Annotated in this window: 14 protein-coding genes and 1 tRNA gene; 8 read left to right on the top strand and 7 right to left on the bottom strand. The window is 57.8% G+C overall.

The annotated features are described in order from the left end of the window. Positions 1-398: 398 nt before the first annotated feature. Positions 399-5,639 carry a hypothetical protein gene (locus JST30_01430; protein ID MBS1712976.1) on the top strand — a complete coding sequence of 1,747 codons (5,241 nt, stop codon included), beginning with the start codon at positions 399-401 and terminating at the stop codon, positions 5,637-5,639. Positions 5,640-7,897: 2,258 nt separating this feature from the next. On the opposite strand, the gene JST30_01425 is transcribed toward JST30_01430, so the two are convergent. After that, the gene (locus JST30_01425; protein ID MBS1712975.1) at positions 7,898-9,475 is read right to left on the bottom strand and encodes a recombinase family protein; all 1,578 of its coding nucleotides are present in this window, start codon (positions 9,473-9,475) and stop codon (positions 7,898-7,900) included. Positions 9,476-9,729: 254 nt separating this feature from the next. On the opposite strand from JST30_01425, the gene JST30_01420 reads away from it, so the two are divergent. From JST30_01420 to JST30_01410, 3 genes are read left to right on the top strand one after another with little or no spacing between them, the layout of a single operon-like run. After that, positions 9,730-10,155, top strand: a complete 426-nt coding sequence (locus JST30_01420; protein MBS1712974.1) for a helix-turn-helix transcriptional regulator — start codon at positions 9,730-9,732, stop codon at positions 10,153-10,155. Continuing rightward, the gene (locus JST30_01415; protein MBS1712973.1) at positions 10,152-10,655 is read left to right on the top strand and encodes a restriction endonuclease; all 504 of its coding nucleotides are present in this window, start codon (positions 10,152-10,154) and stop codon (positions 10,653-10,655) included. The genes JST30_01420 and JST30_01415 overlap by 4 nt, the downstream gene beginning before the upstream one ends. A 56-nt stretch (positions 10,656-10,711) precedes the next feature. Continuing rightward, complete coding sequence (locus JST30_01410; GenBank protein ID MBS1712972.1) at positions 10,712-11,035, top strand: hypothetical protein; 324 nt, start codon at positions 10,712-10,714, stop codon at positions 11,033-11,035. Positions 11,036-11,435: 400 nt separating this feature from the next. On the opposite strand, the gene JST30_01405 is transcribed toward JST30_01410, so the two are convergent. Beyond that, positions 11,436-12,530, bottom strand: coding sequence for a helix-turn-helix transcriptional regulator (locus tag JST30_01405; GenBank protein ID MBS1712971.1), 1,095 nt, complete (start codon positions 12,528-12,530; stop codon positions 11,436-11,438). Positions 12,531-12,551: 21 nt separating this feature from the next. Between JST30_01405 and JST30_01400 the strand changes: the two genes are divergently transcribed. Together JST30_01400 and JST30_01395 are read left to right on the top strand one after the other, a co-directional pair. Beyond that, positions 12,552-13,934: a DUF853 family protein gene (locus tag JST30_01400; GenBank protein MBS1712970.1), complete on the top strand. Its 1,383-nt coding sequence runs from the start codon at positions 12,552-12,554 to the stop codon at positions 13,932-13,934. Further along, positions 13,931-14,635 carry a replication-relaxation family protein gene (locus JST30_01395; GenBank protein ID MBS1712969.1) on the top strand — a complete coding sequence of 235 codons (705 nt, stop codon included), beginning with the start codon at positions 13,931-13,933 and terminating at the stop codon, positions 14,633-14,635. Before JST30_01400 ends, JST30_01395 begins: the two co-directional genes overlap by 4 nt. A gap of 502 nt (positions 14,636-15,137) precedes the next feature. On the opposite strand, the gene JST30_01390 is transcribed toward JST30_01395, so the two are convergent. Further along, entirely contained in the window at positions 15,138-16,268 is a 1,131-nt protein-coding gene (locus tag JST30_01390; GenBank protein ID MBS1712968.1) for a topoisomerase II, read from the bottom strand. A 327-nt stretch (positions 16,269-16,595) separates the two neighbouring features. Here JST30_01390 and JST30_01385 point away from each other — a divergent pair, with 327 nt between their 5' ends. Next, entirely contained in the window at positions 16,596-17,675 is a 1,080-nt protein-coding gene (locus JST30_01385) for a site-specific integrase (GenBank protein ID MBS1712967.1), read from the top strand. A gap of 1 nt (position 17,676) precedes the next feature. On the opposite strand, the gene JST30_01380 is transcribed toward JST30_01385, so the two are convergent. Beyond that, entirely contained in the window at positions 17,677-18,933 is a 1,257-nt protein-coding gene (locus tag JST30_01380; protein MBS1712966.1) for an MBL fold metallo-hydrolase, read from the bottom strand. 130 nt (positions 18,934-19,063) lie between these two features. Beyond that, positions 19,064-19,149: transfer RNA gene (locus JST30_01375), tRNA-Leu, on the bottom strand. A gap of 136 nt (positions 19,150-19,285) precedes the next feature. Between JST30_01375 and JST30_01370 the strand changes: the two genes are divergently transcribed. Continuing rightward, positions 19,286-20,479 carry a tyrosine--tRNA ligase gene (locus tag JST30_01370; GenBank protein MBS1712965.1) on the top strand — a complete coding sequence of 398 codons (1,194 nt, stop codon included), beginning with the start codon at positions 19,286-19,288 and terminating at the stop codon, positions 20,477-20,479. Positions 20,480-20,555: 76 nt separating this feature from the next. On the opposite strand, the gene JST30_01365 is transcribed toward JST30_01370, so the two are convergent. Both JST30_01365 and mgtE read right to left on the bottom strand, forming a co-directional pair. Next, positions 20,556-21,794 carry a PDZ domain-containing protein gene (locus tag JST30_01365; GenBank protein ID MBS1712964.1) on the bottom strand — a complete coding sequence of 413 codons (1,239 nt, stop codon included), beginning with the start codon at positions 21,792-21,794 and terminating at the stop codon, positions 20,556-20,558. Between the two features lie 180 nt (positions 21,795-21,974). Further along, positions 21,975-23,372, bottom strand: a complete 1,398-nt coding sequence (gene mgtE, locus JST30_01360; GenBank protein ID MBS1712963.1) for a magnesium transporter — start codon at positions 23,370-23,372, stop codon at positions 21,975-21,977. Between the last annotated feature and the right edge of the window lie 62 nt (positions 23,373-23,434).

Raw genomic sequence — 23,434 nt, 5'->3', positions numbered from 1 at the left:
AACCCTTCCGAGCTGGAAGGCTGTGGCGCTACCAATGGGATCCCAAGACCGATCTCGCAGTTTCCCGCCGTGCACCAAGAAAGCTGCCAACCTATTCCTGTGTCAACCACACGGTTGATCGCTTGATCCTGGCACTTGCCGACGGAAAGTGGCCGGGTCTTTCAAGCCCTGTCAATCCACTGACACGCTCATTGGCGAACCCGTTCCGAGCCCCGCGATAAGCGGGGCTTCTTCATTGGAGCGTCAGACCCGCCGGATTGGCCGACGCTCACTATAGGACTGCAGGAGATGGCTTGACGCATTAGAAATAACTAATAAAAAGGAGTGTCTATCAATATTTGTGATATCTGTAATTCGACCGGCACGCGGTAACACCGTGAACAAGGGAGGGAACAGACATGGCGTTCATCGGACTTCTCGCATCGCTCTCGATACTCGCTTCAGTCCCGTCTGACGCCGCCACCAGGCTTCTGCCGATCGTAGACACGTCCCCGGCACGTCCGAAAGTCATCGTGCGGCCAATGGTCGAGAAGATGCCGACGCAACTCGATCAAGGTCAACGGCTCACGCAGCCTATCGATGCTGCGACGCTCTCGAAGTGGAACGACGACTGCAAGTCCGACGACGTAGAAGTTCGGGCCAAGGCCTTGATCCGACTCGGCGAAATCGACCTTGGCCTGAAACGTGACCCGTTCGCAGCTGAAACGAAATTCAGCGAGGTACTCAGGCTCAGGCCTGTTGATAGATCGGCTGTGTCCTTGGCTCATTTCGACCGGGCCATGGCGTTTTTCTACTCCGGACGCTACAAGGCAGCCCAGCGAGAACTGGACGATCTGATTCACGACAACCACTCGGTCATCAACCCTAAGGTGCTGGCGATCTGGGAGCGAAAGGCCTTTGCCTGCGCCGCGTACCATGAGGAGCACGCCAAGGCGGGGATCAGGCAGCCGGCGTTTTCCGACCCGATGGCCGGTGCTGCCTCGGTCGCGATCGCGCTCGACAAGCTTGGAAAACCCTACAAACGATCAGATATCGAACAGAACGTGCCGCACACCGGGCTTGGCAGTTCGCTCCGCGACATCGATAAGGGAGCAAGCAGTTTTGGGCTCCGCGCGGTCCCGTTCACCCTCAAAACACCTGAACTCCTGATCGACACATTGAAGGAGAACAACGGTATGCCCGTCGTGGTTCTGGTCGAGCGGGACCACTACGTTACGGCCGTGAAAGCCGACAAGAGCGGCGTGACATACATGTGCACTGATTGCGGCCCATGGCCCGGAGGCGAGCTTGAAGTCACATGGAAGCAGTGGCGCTTGATGGATCCTGGACCCTATGCGGCCCTAAGCAAGCCCGATGGAAGCCTTGTTAAGGCACTCGAAGGATTAACAGACCTGTCCTCAGTGGAATACTGGCTTAGGGCCTGGAAGTCGTTGGACGCCAGGTCGGTAGCGGCCGCCGTAGCTGTCAAGCCCGATATCGCGGGGAAGCTCTCCAAGGGTATCGAAGCTGCCGAGGGTTCACTTGCGTTCCAGTACCCCCACCGGCTTCAGGGGCCACATTGTGTCCCGTGTGACCCCTGTCCCATGCAAGGCTGCGGCAATTTTGTCAGGTCAGCAGGTCACATGGGCGGCACGTTTGCTTTGCCAGTTGCCGCCAAGAACGGCAACCTATGCGAGGATCCCGTGAACCTCGCTTCAGGGGAAGAAGAGTATAAGCCTGGCCCAGATCTCGTCGTCTACAACCCGATCGGCCCAGGTGTAGTCTGGCAGCGCTCGTACTACAGCCTGATGGACTACGACAGTTCGTTCGGCATGGGCTGGACCCATCCGTACAACTATATGGTGTTCCCTCCGTACGAGATCAACGACGTGTGGTACGACGGGATGATCGTTTACCCTAACTACGCGACGGTGGCCCTGTACAACCCGAGCGAAATGACGCCGGACGAGGCGAACGGTTCGGTCGCCATTTTCGCCCGCGACGGAAGGCCGATCTACGGGTCGTGGAACACGGACGACTCCATCGACATCGTGTTCGGCGACTACTCCCACTTCCATAGCGAGACGATAGGTATGCGCCGACCGCAGAAGTGGTATGACAGTTTCGGAAGGTATATACAGTTCGAATACGACGACTTCGATCCCGGTGACACCCGCTCGAACGTCCGCAGGCTGACCGCCATCAAAGACTCCTCGGGCAACGCCCTTTTGACCCTCGACCTCGATGGATACGGCAACGCAGAGTCCGCGACTGATAAGGACGGTCGGATCGTCTACTACAACGTCGCCGACTATCCGTGCACGGGAACAGGCTCTGATTCCTCGGTGAGCTGGGAGCTCGACCAGGTCTCTCAGATGCAGTCCGGGAGTACGGGCAGCCCACCCGCACGCTACGTCTACGGCTACACCAACTACCAGGCGGGGACTTCCTCGTACACTGTCCCTTACCTGAGTTCGCTGACCGGGCCCACCCCTACCGGAGCAGTGGACGGCTCCGGTCACCTGCTGACCGAAACACTGGAAATCAACTACCTGGCGGGAGGCAAGGTCGACAACATCATCGATGCCAACGGCAACAAGACTCAATTCACGTACAACGTCGACAGTCAACCGAAAACGCTCGTCGAGATTTCGGACGGCACGAACAGCCCGGTCTATACGTACTTTGCGAAGTACTACGGCAACATGATGATCTCAGGAGTCTATGATCCAGACGGAAATCCGGTCATCGAGTACCCGTCCTACTCCTCTACCGCCTCTTATCGGCCTACCCAGGTCAAGAAGCACTATTCGAACGCGGGTGGCGGTCTGACACGGACGTGGGAGTACGACTGGGACTCGCACGGAAGGCTGACCGAGTCGACAACCCCTTCAGGGATCGTCACACAGTACGACTGGAACCTGGAATCCGACAGCTCTGACGATCTGTGCCTTTTGGGAAGATTGAACAAGGTGCAGACCCACCAAGGATCGACCTACCAGACTGCGACAAACTTCACCTACTACAGCGCTGGGACGAACCAGATCAGTGGTCCACTGCACGAAGTCCTGAGCCCGATCCCTGGTCAGAGCGGCACGTCCAGCCAGCAGACGACCACGATCACCTATACATCCCTCGGTAACGTCGCGACCGTCACCTCGCCCGGGAACAACGCAGTCAGCACCCACGTCGTCTCCTACGGTTACACAACGGACGGTTCGCACTCGCAATCCGAGCGTCTTGGGGAGCCGATCACGGTGACGACGAACGTCTCGAGCTCGACCGACACGACGCAGCACTTGCGCTGGGACGGCCGCCACCACGTTACGAACTCGATCGATCCGACCGGGATCGAGACGACGATGTCGTACTACTATTGGGGCCAGCCGGACACTGTGACGCTTCCAGTCCAGACAACGGGCTCGAATCATGGAACGAGGAAGTCGACCTACCTGTGGCCCAACGGTCCGCTGAAGAAGGTCGAGGCGTTCGGGCCGGGACATTCGACGGCAGACCGTACCGTTTACTACTCATACGGGAAGGAAGGGCACTTGGCCGGCGTCACCGGAGACGCGGAAGAATCAGCCTACACTTACGATCCGGTCTACAGGACGAAGACGTTCAAAGACGGCAACGACAACGAGACTGAATACTTCTATGCCGCCAAAGGGATGCTCACCAAAGTCGAGTACCCAGGTGCATCGACTGGCTCCTTTGACAAGATCACCTACGACTCCTTCGACCTGCAAGGCCAAGTCCTCTCCCTGACCGACGGCCTTGGTCAAGTGCGGACGTTCACATACGGCGCTTCGTCAGCCGACGACGGTCTTTTGTCAAAGGTCGCCTACACTGGACTTTCCGGCAAGGACGTCGAAGTCGACTACGACGTGTTCGATAGGCCCTCGAAGTTATGGGATTCGACCGGCGCCGCGCCGAACTCGGGCCGCACCAACCCGACGGCGTCTTGGACGTACGACGATCTCGGCAACGTCATGCAAGGGTTCCGCGACTACGGGGGCCCGAGCGTGAACCCGCCGGCCGTGACGAGCGATCATTCCTACTACGCCGACGGCAGCCGCTCGGAAATGGAGCTGACCGTGAACACGACGTCCGTCGGCACGTGGACGTACGGATATGACGGCAACGGCAACTGCACCAGCCTGCATTCGCCGGCCGACGTAAGCTCCACCGGGCTGTCGGTTAGTTACTACGATAATGGCTGGGAGCAGACGAGGACGCTGCCGAACGGCTGCTACACGGAGAACACGTGGGACAATCTTGGGCTGCCTTACTCGGTCACGAACAAGTCCTCTGGAGGCACGGTCCGCAGCGCATACGACACCTTCGGTTGGGACGACGCCTTGAACCTGACCTCACGGGTCGCTTCCACACATGTGGCAACGGACTTTAAAGGGACGTATTCTTGGACATACGGCGCGAAGGACCGCATGACCGCCGAGCAGTACACGAAGTATCCTAGTGGGGGCGGCATCAGCTACACGCAGTCGTTCGCTTTCGACGACGCCGGAAACCCGACGACCTTTCGGGGTGCAAGCCAGAGCTTCAACTCGGACAACCAGCGTAGCGCGACAGGGTATGCCTTCGACGGCAACGGCTCGCCCACGACGTATGCCGGAGCCACGTTCGGCTGGGACGAGGCTTTACGACTTGTGACCATCACCAACGGTAGCCAGTACCGCTGGTACGGTTATCGCTCGGACGGACTGCGGGCATGGAAGGATAGTGCAACGGGCACGTCGCCAAGCGGAAACAACCCTACGACGACCGCACGGTACTTCTACTATGACGGCGGTGAGCCTGTTTTGGAAACCGACGTGAACGGTAGCGTCATCGGCATCAACGTTTTCGCACCGGACGGATTGGTCGCGCGCTACAATGGCTCTTCGTGGAAGTACTTCCAATTCGATCAGCAGGGCTCAGTGGTGCACCATCTCGACGCAAGCGGCAACGTGTCGAGCTCGCAGATGTATGAGGCTTACGGCCAGTTTATCGCTGTCCCCGGGGTGCTTGGCGTCGCTGATTGCTTCCGCTGGAACGGTCGCTGGGGATATTACTACGACTCCGAGACAGGTATGTATCTTTGCGGCCATCGGTATCTGGAACCATCACAGGGAAGATGGCTAAAACGTGACCCCGTAAGTTACCTAGGTGGTGCTAATCTCTACGCATACTGCAACGGCAGTCCGGTCAACATGATTGATCCTAATGGATTCTGGCGGTTCTGTATAGGCGCAGGAGGCGTTGGAGGGATTGGCCCAATTGGCATCTGGGCTAATGCCGAAGTTTGCCTCGATGGCCGGGGACACATTGGTGGCGATGTCAGCTTTGGAGGCGGACTTGGGTTGGGAGCTGGAGGTTCAATTGGCCCGGGGGTCGGTTTTGGAAACGGCGACAATTCTAGCGGCACAGCTGATTCGACTGTTACAATAGCAGGCTTTGCAGGTGAGGGCCCAGGTGGGAACGTGATTCTTGATTTTGACTGTAATGGTGCGTTTCCGATTGGCTTTTCAGCAGGCGGAGGACACATTGGCCCCTCAGTTGGCGGCGGCATCTATGCAGGTAAGACCAGATATTGGAGCGCCGATTGGGGAGCTCTGCCTTGGCTCAAACCCAAAGCAACTCCTGGAGTTTTGCCATGAAACCATGGATCGCATCACTAATTGCAGGATCGATTTCTTCGATTGTTGTGTTTCTCGTAGTCGGAAGCCTTTTGTTATTGATTCCAGGACTTCCAATGTGGGTCGGTGCTTCCGGCTTGATTACCTTCTTCATTATGGGATTCGCAATATTTAAACGATTGACAAGGAGTAATACATAGGAATGATTTCGGGACAGTTGTCTGTCCCATCGGAAATGAAGAAGTCATTAGAGTAGTCCGCTCCGTCCCTTTAAGGGGCGGGGAGGCCAATCATCCTCGAGTTCACGCGCGAGTGCTTGACCTTGCCGGCGACGACCAGCATCAGTGCCCTCAATCTTGGAAGAAGTCGTACGAGGAGCAGGTCAGAACATTTGGGTGTCCAGGATCTCGGCCCGCACGCGAGAAACGAAGCTCTAGGCGTGGCCGCTCTGCCAACGTCCATCAGTAGCCGCGCAACCGACACACTTGGGAGTGCTCACCTCTCTTTCTGAATAGCCTGAGCGCGGACTCCGCCTCCCAGTCGCGCTCAGATTGCAGCCGGCTCAGGGCGTTGTTCTTGCCTCGAACTCGCGCAGATGTTTGACATCCTGCGTCACGAACCCCGAGGGTTTGCGCTTCCAGACGAAGAACGTGTTCGGGTCACGCTGTGCTTGCGACAAAGCTCAGCCTGCGTCTTGCGACCTCGGTCGCCTCTTGGAGGATGTTGACGATCTGCTTTTCCGTGTACTTGTTCTTCTTCATGTGTGTCCTTTCCGCCCTCTTCAAGGGACAGAGCGGACTTCTCGCAGATGTTCTTCATTTCCGGGGACCGATCCTACTTCCGCTAAGGAAATCTTTCGAAGTTCACGCACTAGGGCCCACCAAAGTAACATCAAAATGAAAGGCAGGCTCTTGTAGCCTGTTTTTCATTTTGAACGTACGTTGCCTATTGTTACGGCTGGATGTTTCAAGCACATTTCCAGATTCAAAGTAGTTAGAATCTTAGTTTGGTTCATCTGCCCTGAACGTCTAGATACTTGACAATTCTCTCCAAATGTGAGATAAAGATCTCCTTGCCCAAAAAGCAGGGCTCCAGAACTCAATCGTGAGATCCGGTGTGGCCCTTTCCAACATGCTTATCAAGAGTGTGTTTCTCCCAGGAATAGGAATCTTGTCCGTTCGGGAATACCGACGAGACCTCCAGAGTAATGAGGAAGTCCCTCGCCTAAAGGCTGGGTTTTTCCAGCTAGCTTTGGAAGAAAGAGACAAGCTTAGTGGCGTGGTAATCCCTCTGGTCATTTACCCAGAGTCAGATGCCCTCACGAACAGCTTGGCGTGGACTCCTGATTCCCAAGGAATCACTATCGAATATGGCGCAAGCCATCAAGATCTTCTCGGCGCATGCAACCCCCTCTTACCAGGGTGGCTCATGAGAGGACTCATGTCTTTCACGGAAGTGGGAGCAGGGCCCTTTGTGCGAGGTAGAACTGGTTCTGGAAGTGGTTCTCTTCGAGTGACAGTTCGATTCGGAAAGAAGCAGCGGAATGGCTGTAAATCTATCGAATTGAATCTCGATATGGGTTTATCAATGCGTTTGTGCATGGACAGAGTGGATATGTTCAAGCTTGTCACAGAGCTGAGCCGCCACCTGGAAGGTGCTTACGCAATGAGTCATCCTATTCTCGCTGATTGAGAACAATCCGTCTGTTGAAATCCAGATGTTACGCTGTTGGCAAACGAACAGCAGAACAGGTGTTAGGTTTGGGTAGAGGGAATCGTTGAGAGCCCCAGGTACTTCTACCAAAGAACCCATGATACACCAGGTGATACCTCACCGTTACTCAGGATTCCCGCAGAACACATACGCGGTGTGAAAGATGAGAAGGTCTCGCAGAATTGGTATCCGTCTGAACGCTGGAACTGTGTAAGCGTGCATGACGCACATCAGGCAGCAATGCCACAGATGAGTGAGACCAAGAGTCTCCTGTGTCGACGTAGAAAGTCGGTCTCGACTGCAGTTGAGATCTATCAGCAGAGCTGCTGTTCTACACTTGCATGTGGCTGCCAGGTAATGGCCGACACAAGTTCCCAGTGCTTGCTACGGCGGTAGTCCCAAGGGATTGCTGAAGGAGTATTCTTTCCCCCTCACCATGAGGGCGTGCACAGCGATGCACTATGGAACGTTACTTCGTATCGGTGTGATGGAAGTTCAGAACCTCACACATCTAGCCTACTGCAGTAGGTGACTCCAAGAGCCCCGGCAACCGCCGGGGCTCTTTGCTATTCACATGCTGTCTCTCTTAAGGAAATCTTTCGAAGCTCACGTACCAAGGCCCACCAAACTGAAGACTTAGGTACGGAATCGCCCCTTTGGGGCCTCTCAGAGCCATTTTGGAGAGGTTCGAAGGCGGCGATTTCGCGTAGTATCGGATGGAGCTCGATTTGGAGCTTTCCCAGAGTTAGAGTGGACTGACCGACAAGCGGCATTAGCTTGCCCAGCGTGGCCAAGTTTCGCTCCTCCTGCATCCACGACTCCGCTTCGATCGCGCGGTCAAGCTGCTCGTATGCGACGCGTAGTGCAAGCTGCTCACGGTTAGTCGCTCGCTCCTTCTGCGTCTTCAGCTGCAGGAGCTTGCTTTCGATTCTGTCCTTTCGGAGACGGTACGCGCCGGGATCAATCTCACCATCGAGCCGCATGTCCATGAGCCGGTCTAACCGTGTGGTGAGCAGCCGTTCGTCTGTCTCGAGGTTGGTAAGCGAGGATGCTACAGTCGCTAGGTCAGCCTCACTGCACTGCACCAGGGCGTCCTTCAACCAGTTAGCGGTAGTCTCGGGAATGGCAATCCGCTCGATCCTGTCCTCAAAGAGGCCCTGCAGGTAGTCCTGACTGACGCCGCGCTTCGGGCAACCCTTCGATCCACTGCAGTGGTAGTAGATGTAGGTCGCAGAGTTTCCCGTCTTGCGATATTCCTTGTGCCGTACTTCGCCTACGACGCTACACCCGCAAACGCCGCACTTCATGGCCCCTGCAAATGGCATTGACCTCTTGATGGGGCGACGGTCAGCCACCTTATGGTTAAGTCGCTCCTGAGCGATCTCAAACTCCGCAGCGGAGACCATAGGCTGGTGCTTGCCAGGATAGGTCTCGCCCATAAACACGATCTGACCCATGTAGAACGGTTCGCGAAACAGCGCGATCAGGCGGGCATAGGAAATCGGCTTTGTGACGCCGTTCTTTGTCCGCACTGAGAGCCCAAGTTTCTGTAGCATTCGGTGGATCTCGGCCAGGCTGTGCTTTCCGTCAATGACAAGATCCCAGCCCTTGCGCACCAGGGGGAATCGGTCGGAATCGACCAGTATCTCCCGCGACTCCGGGTCATTGCGGTAACCCACTGGTGCTTTGCAGGTGTGCCACCCACGCTCCACTTTGCCTCGCATGCCGCGTGCCACATCAATCTGGAGCTTCTGTACGTAGGCCACCGACATGCCCATTTCCACCGAAAGGATGAGGGCGTTGTCCGATGGCAGGAATGTCCGATCGATCGCCCGGATGAAAGCGATCTTGCCTCGCCTCAGGAAGTGCGACACCTTCCCTCCCTCCCAATCGTTGCGAGCCAGTCGGTTCACTGACCACACATAGACGGCATCAAAGGCACCCTGCTCAAAGCCGAGCATCAAACGGTCAAACTCGGGACGATTGAAGGGCTCCATGGCTGAGCGTGCTTCTTGGAACACCTCGACCAAGGTGTGTCCCTCCTTCTTGGCGAGTCGGGTGAGCTCGCGGATCTGGTCTTCAAGACTCTGGACTTGCCTGTCCTCTCGCTCCTCTGACTTCCGAGCGTAGATTGCGATACGCATAGGTTTTCAGGAAATAGATTTGTAAGAGTCGCGTCCCCCAATCGCGTGCCGTCGGCAAGTCCAACTCTAACTTAAATTCAGCCTTTGCCAAGGCCTGGAATTCGACTGCCTGCTGCTCGCTCAAGGTGGGAAGCCACATACAAAGAGCGTGGAGCATGGTGCAATGGTCTCTCAACACCACAACCCTTTTGGAAACGGTTGCCTCGACGGCTGAGTTCTTGCTCGGCTTTTGTTCGGTGTGTTGAGATGGAGGTATGAAACACCCACCCTCAACCCAGGCCTTCGGGCCGGCCGTCAATCGGTTTCTCGATGTGATGGCGCATTCAGATCGGTACGCCTTTCGAGGCACAACGCGTCTCGCGCTCGACGCGGGCGTGACACCCGGCGCGGTGTCCAAGATCATCCATGGGATGCGGAATCCGTCCTTTCTCATGGTCATGCGCTTGGCGCAGGCATTGGAGCGGACGTTCGGGTTCCCCATCCACCCGGGTGACCTCATTGCGGAGTCGGGTCTGTTCTTGACTCGCTGTGCCTGCGATCTAGTTGGCTGCCCGGGGTGCCTCCCGGAAACAGCCTCCGATGAATTTGGAGCCATCAAACCTGCATTTAGCGGAGTCAAGCCAGGAACCTGGGTGACTCGTAACTATCCCACCGGATTTCCGGAGAAAGGAGCACGGTGAAGACAGAACCAATGGCGCACGCGCTGCGAGCAAGCTCGCTGCATGCGTTGCTCATCCTCACCTCGAAAGCTCTTTCCCGCTCGGGCTTCGGTGATGTACAGATTCTAGACCGCAGGCAGAACAAGCAAAAAACGCGCTTCGGAGGACATGAGCTCCTCTGCGAAACCGAACTTGGTGGTCTGCCGGTCAAGGTGGTGGTAAAGGTCGTCAACGACGTGGTGCGTCTGAGGATGCTTGACGAGCTGGCAGGAACTGTGGTGCGCCGGAGGGCCGACTTCGGCCTCATCGTCACGCCGCAATCCGTTGCGAAATCCGCCGAAAAACTGGTCGGAAGCCACCTGCCGGTGCGGATCGAAGTGATCGACGGCCCCTCCCTTGCCCGCATGCTCATCAAGTACCAGATCGGAACGCGCGGCGCAGACGACGTCGACTACGCCTTCTTTTCCGAACTTGAATCCCAGTCGTTTAGGATTATTTCATTTCTAGCAGAAACCACGTGAACGATCTAGACTCCCCAACTGGACGGGAGCGTGCAGCGCGGATTGGGCATGAGCTCATGAAGATCGGTGTGAGCCACAAAGGCATCATCGAATTGCTCGTGAGCCACCCCTACGTCGAAATCGAGCGCCAACTCGCCTTCCTCCCGTTCCGTAAAGCCAAGCGCCCGGAGGCCCTCATCATTGAGGCCATCCGCCACAACTACAGCCCACCTAAAGAGTTCTACTATGCCAAGGATAAAGCTCAACCTGCCCCGGCCCCTGACGCCGTGGACGAAGGTTCCGAACCACCTGATTCAAGTGCTCCTGCCAACACTCACCGACACGGAGCTGAGGATCCTCTTGATCCTCCTCAGGCAAACGACCGGCTGGAACAAGCCTAACGCCACCGTGGTGCTCCCGTACCGCAAGCTCATGGTTCGCACAGGACGCTCCAGTGAGACGGTTTGGAAAGCGGTGCAATCGTTGCGCACCAAGGGACTTATCCACAGTGCCCGCGCCAGGGTGTATCAGAAAGCAATCAATAGCGTTTCAGAATCCGAGGAGCAACAATAGAAAGACAGTATTTAGAAAGAACAACGGCGACGGCCTGGTTATCCCCACCAGCCCCGCCGGCAAGACAGGTCTTTGGGTGGGGAGGAATTCAGACAAAGAAAGTCCGGTTCTCCTTCTAACCTGAACTGAGTTCAAGCGCCCCGAGCAACTCTGCTCGGGGCGTTGCTCTACCTGACAACGAACAAGATCCCTGAAGCAGCGCAGCAAGACAGGGCGGGAGGGCGGGAACTATAGGGGCCGCCCCAGCTCAAGTTTCATCAAAAGCCGCTCGATGACCTGAACGTGGTGGAGGTCGTCCGTGCACCAAGCTTCTTCAAGAGCCGACGTGAGGGTGTCTCGGTATGGTGAGTCCCTGCGACCGTGTTCGATCTTTGCTCGGAGAATGGCTCCCTTGATTGAGTGTTCAGCTGAGGGATGAAAGGTCTGCGAGCTCTCGAGTTCTTCTTCCGCGAGGAACAGATTTTCTGCAGCAAGGCTCAAGCGAGCGAGTACTTCCGTGCCGATCGCCAGGGCAGTTGGATCCTCGATCCTGGTGAGAGAAGCCTGAAGGATTTTGTGCTCGTGGCTGAATTGCTCTAGTGGTATTGATCGCTTCTCGGCCACGGCAATGAGGGTCAGGGCCCGATCGCGCTGGAGCGCCTGAGTCGCGTCACGTTTCAACGTTGGATTGGGGGGCGACCACTGACCCAGAAACTCCACGGCCCGTTCATGCCCCTGGATCGTGTCAGCGGCGGGGAGATGGGGCATGTTGCGAAGCGCTATCGCTGCAGTCCAGAGACCGGTAGCAGCCCAGCCAAGTTCCCCCAAGTCGGTGGCTCGTCCGTACAGCTCCTGAGCGACGCCAAATGCCACGCTTGGTCGCTCGAGTCGCAGGGCCAGCTCGGTTGTGGCCCGGCTCAAATGCATCCAGCGCTGAGTGTCCTCGACGTAACTCCTCACCTCAAGTAGCCGCTGGAGCACTTCTCTCGATCGGCCCGCCTGGATCAGTTCAGGCAAGGACTGCAGGAACGTTTCCTGAGACTCGGTGTCAAGGAGATTCTCTCCTTGCATCGGCCCGGGCGCGTAGGTGTCGATCCAGGCCGCGTGAATACGCTCCTGCCGGCCAAGGTTCGAGAAGCTGGCGAGCACGGCGTCAAGCGTGACGGACGTGAGAACCTCGCTTCCCTTGAGGATCTGAGACACGCGGCCTTCGCTGACGCCCATGGCGCGGGCGAACTCCTTGTTCGTGCCGAACTCCTCCTTGATGGCGATGCGGAGTCGTTGCCCGAAGGCTGTCCCTTTAGTTGCGACTAAAGAATCCGCGCTTGCTCTCGAAGCGGCCATGTTGCTCTCCCAGCATGAGCCATGGAATGGTTGTTCCGGCTAATTGAAGCTCCGATCATTTGGCTCTCTGAACTGTGCCAGAAAGAACGAAAGGCAGCTACCAATGCTTTGCCTTTGCATACAATCGGCACGTCCCTATTGGATTCTACTTGGGGCGAACCTGTCGCGTTGCGCCCCGAGCAACTGGCGCGCCACCTCTACGTTCTCGGTGCTACTGGCTCAGGGAAGACCAACTTCATCTTGGAGCTCCTTGCACGAGACCTTGAGCGGCGCCACAGCGTGGTGGTGGTCGATTTGCGCGGCGACCTTGTCAACCGTGTCCTTGCTCTTTGCGCGGCCCGGAAGGTTGCGCCGGAGCGCGTGACCCTTCTTGACCTGCGAGAAAAGGAGCGGGTAGTGGGCTTCAACCCGCTCGCGGGGTCGTCCGAACCTTTTGTCCGGTCGCTTCACCTTCTTGACGTTGTTCGATCCGAATCTGACTCGTGGGGAGTGCAGCTCGAAGAGACGCTTCGGAACGCGCTGCTGCTCTTGGCGCATGCTCAGCGATCGGTCACCGATCTGGAACGCGTGCTGTTCGACATGGAGTTTGCAAACCAACTCCTCCAGGAATGTGAGGAGCCGACCGTCCACGGCTTCTTTGAGCGATATGCAGGGCTTTCCGAAGAGAGGCAGCTTGCGTGGGCACTCCCGGTCATGAACAAGGTAACGCCCCTGCTCGCTACTCCGGGGCTAAGGGCAGTGTTCGGCTCTCCAAAGCCAATTGATTTGGAGAACGAACTTTCTCGAAAGGGAAGCATCGTGCTCGTGTCACTGGCGGTGGACGAACTCCACCGATCTGGCCGCATGTTCGGGGCCCTCGTGGTTGCGGCGATCACTCGGAGCATGCTTGCCAGAGTCAATGTGCCGGAGGATCGGCGAGTGCCAGCCCGCCTCTACGTTGACGAATTCGAGGCGATGGCGACCGAGGCTTTTGAGGGCCTGATCGCCGAAGGTCGCCGTTTCAAGCTGTCGCTCGTGCTGAGCCATCAGAACTTGGCCCAACTTCCCACGCGGCTTCGGTCGGTGATCCGCAACAACGTAGGCTTCCAGGCACTCTTCTCCTGCGGCTACCAGGATGCCCGAGAATTGGAGCGAGAACTGCCCGAAGGATTCACGGCGGACGAGCTCGTCTCCTTCGCTCCGGGTGAAGCACTGCTCATGCCGCGCGGCGACGAGGCGCTGTTTTGCAAAGTCAAATTACACGACATCCAGGCAACGAACGATGTTTTGCAAACCTATCGCACGGAAGTGTTGAAGCGAGCTCTGCCTCGCGCAGAGGCTGAAGCTCACCTCAAGCGCTCAGTGACCGTACGGGAGCGATTCACGTCTCACGACACTCCCTGGACACTGGGAGGTGACCTGTGAGGCTGACCACCCGTGATCGTAATCTGCTCACAGAAATCGCGCTCCACCAAGTGGTGAATCGTAACCAACTCATTGCCTTGGGGTTCTTTAGCTCCACTCAGCGAGCCAATGCGAGGCTGCTCTCCCTTCGCAAGGCTGGCCTCATTCGACGGTTGGGTCAGGAACACCTCTCGGAATCGGCCCTCTTCCTGTATGCCGTGAAGCGAAAGGCTGCCTCTCTTTTGGAGCCTCGGGTTGCCGCTCTTGTGTCAGGGCGAACGGGGTCACCTCGCTTCATCGCGCACTCCATAGCGGTCGTCGACGCGCGAATTGCGCTTGCTGGTGGCTCGACATGGCTCCATGAACAGCAAGTGCGACATCGGTTCTCCATCCCCCACGGCGTGCGTTCCGCGCTGGTTGATGTGAGGCCAGACGGAGCAATCCTAAAGCCGACTGCAGCTGTTTTTGTGGAAGTTGACCTTGGGCATGCTTCGGCTTCCAAGCTAAAGGCAAAGCTGGAGAGTTACGATGCCTACATTAAGTTCGGGGTCTTTAAGGCAACCTATCCGAACCGTTCGCTAACTCTGCTGTTTGCGACGACCGGCAAACGACGCTGCCGACTGATTCGGGCCCTGGCCAGCCAGTTTCCGAGTTTGGAAGTGAGGGTGACTACCCTGCCGACCATCGCAGCTATAGAGGCTAGCACGGAGGTGAGTTCGTGATCCTTTGCTTGAAGTGCGGCAGGGCTGCCCGTCGCGGATCTCCTTTTTGTGGTGGATGCGGATCGTCGCTGGGTCACCGGCGATGCCCCGAGGGCCACGTCAGCGCGGTGAACTCACGGGTTTGCTCACAGTGTGGTAGCCGCCAGCTTACGCGCGGCACGCCTTCGGTCAACCTTCGGCCAATTCTTATCTTGGGACTCTGCGTCCTTGGCTTCTCCATTGGCCCGCACATTCTCGGGTCACTTGGTCGGACTCTTGATTTCGTGTTCCGACTGTGGTTCGGCCACTTGCTGGAACTTTTGGTCACCTTCGGCTTCCTGTCTGTGCTGATTTCGTGGCTGTTCGGGCCTCGTGGCCAGAGCTTCATAGAGAAGCTTTGGATGGCGTGCGCCCATGTACTTGTCGGCATTGTGCGAGCTGTCTTGTCCCTGCTTTTCCGGCTCATTACAAGAGGTCGATGAGCCCGACTACGCCATTTCCGCTTTCCCGACTTACCCGTCGACTAAATCTTCAAGAGCGCGTCAAGCTCATCTTCAAGTACCAGAGGTTTCGTAGGGCGCTTCTTGAGATAGCTCCTCATCACTGTCCAACAGCTATCTATTTCCTGCAGATCAGAGTCGGCAAAGGTGACGACCGAGATGCCAAATTTGGCGAAGTAATCGTTCCGCTTCTGCATCTCAGTGCTCCACTTCTTTGAAACCGAAGCGTTTGCCGCCGTCCTTGTCATAGGCGTCGCAGTATCATTGACGTTCATGTGCGTGGACGCTGGGCTGAGCTCAAACCCCGTCTGCTCCTGGACGTGGGAGTTTAGAATGGAGAAGTCCAACCTGTACTTATGCTGCTTGTCTCGACCCTCGTAGCGCAGTTCAGGGATAAGCAAGGGTTCCGTGTCGGGATTGCTCGAATTGCGGACGTAGTCGATATACTTATCGTAAATGGCCTGCTCATAATGTGAGCAAGAACCCTTGCTGAGGACATTTCGATAGAAGGTCGTCAACTGATTTACATCAGCAAACTCCGTCTTGTCCCGGCTACCGGGCACCACTAACCCCGTTGACAGAATGTGCCCAACCGTCCAGTAGCCGAACGCTGCTCGCCTCATTTCGCTCTTATCGTTGACCCATTCGTCATTGCGATAGGCGGGCGAAATCAACAGGCCCCAAATCTGCTTGTTCTCATTGAACCAAAGCGACCAAAGATCCTCATGTGGCTTGTGACGAGTTCTCTCGTGCCTCGTTCGGTAGAAGGTGCGGACAATGAGCTTTTTGGCATATTCAAGAACAATAGGGTTCTGAAGCAGGCGTATCTGTCGAGTTGAGGACTTGTTATCAAGATGCGACGGCCAGCCACGGGCCTCTCGGGCTTCCTCCTCAGCTTTATCCTTCAAATAGGCCTCATGAAGTCCCTGAAACCATCGAGCGAGAAAGTCTCGTTCGTTTTGGAACGACTCCCTCACGCTGTCCATATAGACGTTGTATTTGCTTCCAATCTTTGCGTTTAGACTCTGAAGGGAGAAGTTACTTCCGGTTACCGAAGACGCAGCGGCAAGAGCCCGAGGTTGTAGTGCTTCGAGTTCTTCGGTAAGGTCGTCAATGATCTGTTGGGCGGGGTCTCTGGTGGCCGCGTTTGACATAGCAGGCACTTCAATCCTGTTGCCTCGAATGCTACTCGGTTCTCGGTTGGGGCGCTTTAGTCCCGCCTAAAGAAGTCAAGAAAGAAGCTGTCCCTCTCCGAGGGCTCGGAGACACTGAGTTCCAGATGAGCCACAGTCCTCGACCGGCGGCCGGAACCAACAGCGCAGGGGCTCGCCTGTACCTTGGCTGCTCCAAGACGATGTTCGAAGAGCTTCGCGCCCGGCGAATCATCCGCCCGCTTCGGAGGGACTGGTATGCCTATGACGACTTAGACGAAGCCATCTGTCTACTTCGCGCCGAGCGAGACCAAGTGCTAGAACCCAGACATGAAGACACCAAAAGCATACGAAGTGAAGCATCGACCCGGGCTCTGGGCCGCAAAGGGAATCGATCCAGTTACCCTCAAACGCAAGAACTACTTCGGCGCATCAAGTGACGAGGCCGCGCGCAAAGCGGCCAAGTCATTCGGAACGACCGACGACTACTCCCTATTCTCCTTTTACTCGAACGTGTACCTTCCCACGGTCAAGCATCGAAGCCAGAATTGGCTTGCTCAGATTGGCTGGGCCATGGACAAGTACGTAGTTCCAGAGTTCGGGCACCGTGACCTGAGAGAGCTTAAACGACCTGAGCTCCAACTCTTTTTCAATGGACTTGGAAAGGACATGAAGGCGTCGAGTGTCGGCAAAGTGAAGATCGTGCTCTCCGGCATTTTGCGGCTGGCGATGGCAGACGAAATCATCGTCTCCAACCCCCTCGCGTTTGTGCGTCTAGCGCCCAAGGATGCCGTTGAAAAGACCGCCCTGACCTTCGACGAGCTAAGGGCCCTAATCGCGGCTGCTGGGCCGCTCGTGAGACCATTTGTGGTGCTCGCAGGATGCGCCGGGCTACGGCTCGGCGAAGCACTCGGCGTCACTCGAGCGGCTTGTTCCAAAGATGCCGTGCTCTCAGTCAGGCAGCAGGTGCTTCAGCTCAAGGGACGCTGCGAAGTGTCTCAGTCTCTGAAGACCAGCAACAGTCGAAGGGACATCCCTTTGTCCGAAGGGATGCTTGAAGTTCTGCTGAACGCTGGCCAAGTGAGTGGGATCTGGGTGTGCTCCGATTCGAAGGGCGGATATGTCCGGCCAAAGAACATCACTCGGGAGCTCACTGCGGCATGCACGAAGGCGGAGGTGCCTCGGGTGAGCCCGCACGAGCTCCGGCATACCTTTATCAGCCTCATGGACAATGAGGTCGAAGCGCCTCGGACGGTGGTCATGGCCCTCGCAGGGCATTCGGCGCGTAGTACCACCGATGGGTATTCGCACGTGAAAATCGAACAAAAACGGCGGTGGATGGAGCGCTTCTGGGATCATCTACGGTGTGAGGACGGCAATTCAGAGGTGACCCAAGTCCAATCTGCGTAGCCTAGATCCATCCAAATGTCGAGTGCCCCCTGTGCTCGTCCACACGCACCAACCACGTAGCATCCAAGTCTTCAATCACCAGTTTGCCTGGGTGCTTCCGGTTGGTGGAAGCTGCTGACACCACGCTAACCGAGTGAGAAAAAAGGTCTGCTGCGCCGGAATGCCAAGAATGGCTAGAGCCATGGTGAGGAACCTGAAGCGTCTCGATCCTGTTCCATCGCCTGCGAGTGAAGTGCCGCTGAGCTGCCAAGACAGCTCCAGGCTTGTCAAAGAAGATGTCCCCGGTAAGAAGGCTGCCTGCAATCAGGTGACCACGTGCATGAACTTGATCGTCGGGGTGGAGACAATGCAGCCGCTCGGCCAGACACCAATAGCATTCAATCTCAAAGGGATGATGGCGTCGCCAATCGAGTTGACGTCTACCTTGGGGCCCGGAGAACAATACCAGTGAAATTCGATTCGCATTTCGACCGCCAGTTCCAAAGGTGGACTCGTAGAGCTTGCGAACCTGGGGCAGGAAGTCAGCTGACTGGAACTTTCCACGCGCATCCTTGTGCTTAGCTATCAATGCCAGGATTTGCTTTTCAAGATGAGTGAGATTCACGTCGGGCCTGTTCTCGTTATAGAAAACGAACTCCCAAAGCCCCCGCAGATTGATCGGCTGATCGTGCGTGCAGATGCGAATGCGCCCCTTTAGCTGGGGACTCGAAAGTGGTGAGTCTGCCTCGCTACTGGGATCTCCTTCTGGCAAGTCAGGTTCGAATGAATAGTTGTCACCCTCGTTTGAGTGCCGATCAGGGTCATCTCTGTCCGTGCTTGGAGGATCGCTTGGATCGGGCCCCGCTGCAATGAAGATAACCTGAGTGCTGTCACCTTCGGCTCCTACAAGCGCACCGGCCGGGTCGATCAAGAATTCAAGGTAGTCGTCTGCAGCATCGTCTTCCACGGCTAGCGCCAACCGTTCAGCCAAGGACATGTACGGCATCACAATCACGCGCGTGCCATGGTCGGCAAGAATTCGTCGGACACCACTTACGTGGTCACGGTCGAAGTGGGAGATGCAGAGCAGGTCAATCCGGTCGCCGTTGAGAGGAACCCCTAGCCCCTTGATTTCGCGCGCGAGCCAGGCTTGCTTCGAAAGAGTGCCGCAGTCGAACACGTATGTGAATCGGCGGTCTGTCCCGCTACAAAAGTGAGCGGAATAGAAAAGCCCCTGCCCAACTGGATGGAAGCGGGACGCGACGCAGATGGGCCTCATGCCTGCGATTTTACGGACTTTTTCTCAGCCACAAAGGGCCGCGATCGCAACGGATATCTACCTGTTGTAGCCCAGAAGAGTGGGCTACAAGGGCCCAAGAGGCGGGTTCAATTGAACCTACGAAGAATCATGGTGCGCGGGAAAGGACTCGAACCTTCATGCCTTGTGGGCGCTACCACCTCAAGGTAGTGCGTCTACCAATTTCGCCACCCGCGCGAAGGGGTTCATTGTACCTCAGCGACCGGTCCGGTGCACAGGGACGCCGTTCGACCGGACCTGTCAGGCGGACGTTTGCCGACCCTACGGTCGGACTCCGGTTCCACCGGTCCCAAACGCTATAATCGACCTTCCCATGACCGTGGACGAGCAACTCGCCCTGCTGCGCCGGGGTACGTGCGAGATCATCAGCGAAGCCGACCTGCGTAAGAAGCTGGAGTCGGGAAAGCCCTTGCGCGTCAAGCTCGGCGTCGACCCGACCGTCGCCCACGTGACCCTCGGATGGGCGGTCGTCCTCCGCAAGCTCCGCGACTTTCAACGGCTCGGGCACACCGCCGTCTTGATCATCGGAGACTTCACCGCCCAGATCGGCGATCCCAGCGGCAAGAGCAAGACCCGCCCGCAACTCACCCGCGAAGACGTCCAGCGCAACGTCGCCGCAGTGAGCGAACAGGTCTACAAGATCCTCGACCCGGACAAGACGGAGATCACGTACAACGCCGACTGGCTCGGGACGATGGGCTTCGCCGACGTGATCAAGCTCTGCAGCAAGTACACGGTCGCCCGGATCATGGAGCGCGACGACTTTACGAAACGTTGGAACGAGCACCGGCCGATCTCGATGCACGAGATCCTGTACCCGCTCTGCCAAGGCTACGACTCGGTCATGGTCCGGTCGGACGTCGAACTCGGCGGCAACGACCAAAAGTTCAACAACCTCGTCGGTCGCGACCTACAGGCCGACTTTGGCCAAGAGAGCCAGGTCGTCATGTTGTGCCCGCTCCTGATCGGCACCGACGGCAAAGAGAAGATGTCGCAGTCGCTCGGCAACTACATCAGCGTCATCGACACGCCGGACGACATGTACGGAAAGACGATGTCGATCCCCGACGAACTCCTCGTCAACTGGTTCGAGCTCTGCACCGACGTCCCGATGGACGAGGTCCGTTCCGCCGTTTCAGACAACCCCTACGAGGCGAAAAAACGTCTGGCCAAGGAGATCGTCTCCCTCTATCATTCCGCCGAAGCGGCCGACGCCGCCGACGCCTATTTCAGGGAGACGTTCAGCCAGCGGCAGCAGCCCGTCGAGGCCGAGGAAGCCCAGGTCCCGACAGACCTCGTGCAGGACGGCCACGTCCCGCTGGCCGCCCTCATCGCCGCGCTCGGGATGGCCAAGAGCAACGGCAACGCGCGGGACATCATCAAGCAGGGCGGCGTCAGCCTGGACGGCGAGAAAGTCGAAGACCCCTTTGCGAAATTGGCGGTCGACGCACTAGCCGGGAAGGTCTTGAAAGTCGGCAAACACCAGTTCCGCAAGCTCATCGCTTAAGGTTCCCGGGCCAATGAAGAGGCCGCTCCATCCCGAAGGGTGGAGCGGCCTACGTTTTCGTCGAGCCAACGGGGATTCAGTCCGTCGACGTGAAGACTTTGAGCGAGAGCTTGACCGCTTCGTCTTCCTTTCCGAATTGGGCCGCGGGGGCGGAAACGTCCGGGACGAGCCCGTTGCCTTCCAGCCTGTGACCCTTGACGGTGACGTAGTCCATGACCGGGTACTGCAGCACGAACCGTTGGGCGATCGGCGTCATCAGCGACGCGAGCACGGCACCGGCCGACTTCGAACCGACGATCTTGGCGCCCTTCTGCTCTTTGAGAGCCGCGGCCATCATTTCGCTCGCGCTCCCCGTCCCGCCGTTGACGAGGACGACGATCTTGCCCTCGAAATGCTCGGAACGCGCGAAACTCGGATAGAGCTTGCTCTTGGACCACTTGGCCACCTCGAGCGCGTCGGTGCCAGGCTTGCCCGTTTCCTTCGCGAAGGCGTTGGCCATGCTCCGGTTCACGAACGTGCCCAGCGGGACGTTCGTTTCCATAAAGAAGCTCGAGAGATGGAGCAGGTTGATGACCTGGCCGCCGCCGTTGCTGCGAAGGTCGAGGATGAGGTTCTTCGCCGTCATCGCCTCGTTCATGATGTCGGTCACGCGCGACTTCTTGTAGCCGAGGTCGAACGTCGGGACCGTCACCATCGCCGTTTCCTTATCGATCCATTTGATCGTCTCGGGGACGTCGGTCGAGAACGCGCGGCGGGTGATGTCGAAGTCCTTGCGGGAGCCGCTGCGGTCGACCGTCACCTTGACCTTGGAGCCTTCTTCGCCCGCGAGGTCGTTCGTCGTCTTGACGGGCTTGCCGTCGCGCTCGATGATGAGGTCGCCCTCGTGCATGCCGGCTTCGAAGGCGGGCGTTCCCGGGAAGATCATGACGATCCGAAGGCCCTTCTCTTCAGGCTGGATCCGGATGCCGAGTCCGACCATTTTCCGGTTCGTCCGGGCTTCCGCCAGTTGCGGCGAGAAGAGGACGATGTGGCTGAAGCCGAACTCCTCCAACGCCTCGTTCATGACCTTGGTGAACTTGATCTGGTCGTCGGCCTTATCGATCTCGCCTTTGTGTTTGGCGACGAGGGCAGGCCATTTCGTGAAGTCCACTCCCGGAACATAGGCGTTCTGGGTGATGTACTTCTCCATGTCGCGCAGGACCAGGTCGCGGTCCGCAGGAGCCATGGATTGAGGCGTCTGAGCGACGACGGCTGCAGACGGCGCCAGGGCGGTTGCAGCGATCGCCAGGTTACGAAGGGTCTTGATCGTCAACATGTCTTCTTGAAAGCGTCGGTTCGTCCGCGACGGGTGCGGAGCCCCACACCACGGGAAACTCGACCATGATACGGGATTGTTCCGCAATTTTTGGCCGGCGACACGAAATTTGACGCCGCTCCGCGCCGGTCGGTTCAGTGCGGTTCGTCCGGTCCCGGCAATCCTACGGGCAGACCGTGCCTATTGTAAGTGGGTCTTAAAGAAGCCAAGGGCGATCTCGAAGTAGATGATCAGGCCCGTCGCGTCCACGAACGTCGAGATGAAGGGCGCGCTCATGACGGCCGGGTCGAGCCGGACGGCCTTGGCGAGCAAGGGGAGCACCGATCCGACGGTCGCGGCCCAAAGCACGATGACGGGCAACGACGTCGCGACGACCATCGAGAGCGTCGCCCCGCTCGACCATCCGAGCGGGAAAGGCAGACTCGCCCGGAAATACCCAGCGACCCCGAGCGCGGCTCCGATGAGAAGCGCCGTCGCCATTTCGCGCCGGAACACCAGGAACCAGTCCTTCGGATTGATCTCGCCGATCGCCAAAGCGCGGGTGATGGTCGTCGTGACCTGGGACCCGCTGTTTCCACCCGCGCCGATGATCAACGGGATGAAAAACGTCAGCGGGGCCAAATTGAGGTCTTCGCCGCGACCGTAGTGGCGCATGACCTGGCCCGTCAAGGACTCCGCGACGAACAGACCAAGGAGCCAGGGGAACCGCCTTCTGAACAACTGCCAGACGTCGAGCGAGACGTAGGACTCGGCGGTACCCGAAACGGCACCAAGGGCGAGCACGTCCTTCGTGTCGGCCTCGCGAAGGATCGTCTGGGCGTCGTCACCCGTGAACAGCCCCATCATCCGGCCCCGCTCGTTCAGGACCGGGAGACCGTAGAACCCGTACTTGGCCATGCGCCGCGCGGCGTCTTCGTCCGGTTCATCTGCGTGCGAGACGACCATGTCCCGCTTCATGATCTCCGAGGCCTCGGTCGCTGGGTCGGCCCTCAACGCCTTTCGAAGGCTGAACACGCCCTGGAGGAACCCCTCTTCGTCGAGGACGTAGACGTCGTTGACGGTCTCGTACTTCTCGAGCGGTGCCGTTCGAAGATCGGCGAGGAGCTGCCACATCGTGGTGTCCGGACGCACTTCGAAGAAGCGCTCGGTCATGATCCGGCCGACGGACCCCCTCGGATAGCGCATCAGGCGGCGGATCTCTTTGGCGTCCTCGTCAGGAATGACCTGAAGGAGCGCTTCGAACCGCTCAGGGTCGAGCTCCTCTTGGAGATCGATCGCGTCGTCCATCGGAAGGACGTCAAGATAAGCGGCCAGGATCGGATCGGGAAGTTCCGACGCGAACCGGCGTGCCGTCTCGGTCGGTAGTTCGACCATGACGTTCGCGGCCTGGAGCTCTTCAAGGTGCGACAGGATTTCGAGCCCCTCCTCAAGAGGAAGGCGGCCCAACGCGGACGCGATGTCCTCGACGCGTTCGGTCGCGAGTTCTTCCTGGATGAACCTCGTGTCGTTCGACGCGACCAGCGCTCGCAGCCGTTCCGCCAGGTTCCCGCTCTTCGTGTTGTCCGGTCTCCTCGCCATCGTGATCCACCGTTCCTTTCTGGCGGAAGCGAGGGCCGGGCGTCCTAGCCCGCTCTTCCTTC

The sequence above is a fragment of the Armatimonadota bacterium genome (genome assembly GCA_018268395.1).
In the GTDB taxonomy this organism is placed as follows: Bacteria; Armatimonadota; Fimbriimonadia; order Fimbriimonadales; family Fimbriimonadaceae; genus JAEURO01.
Note: the sequence above shows the minus strand (reverse complement) of the source record. Positions and strands in the feature narration are given on the sequence as shown.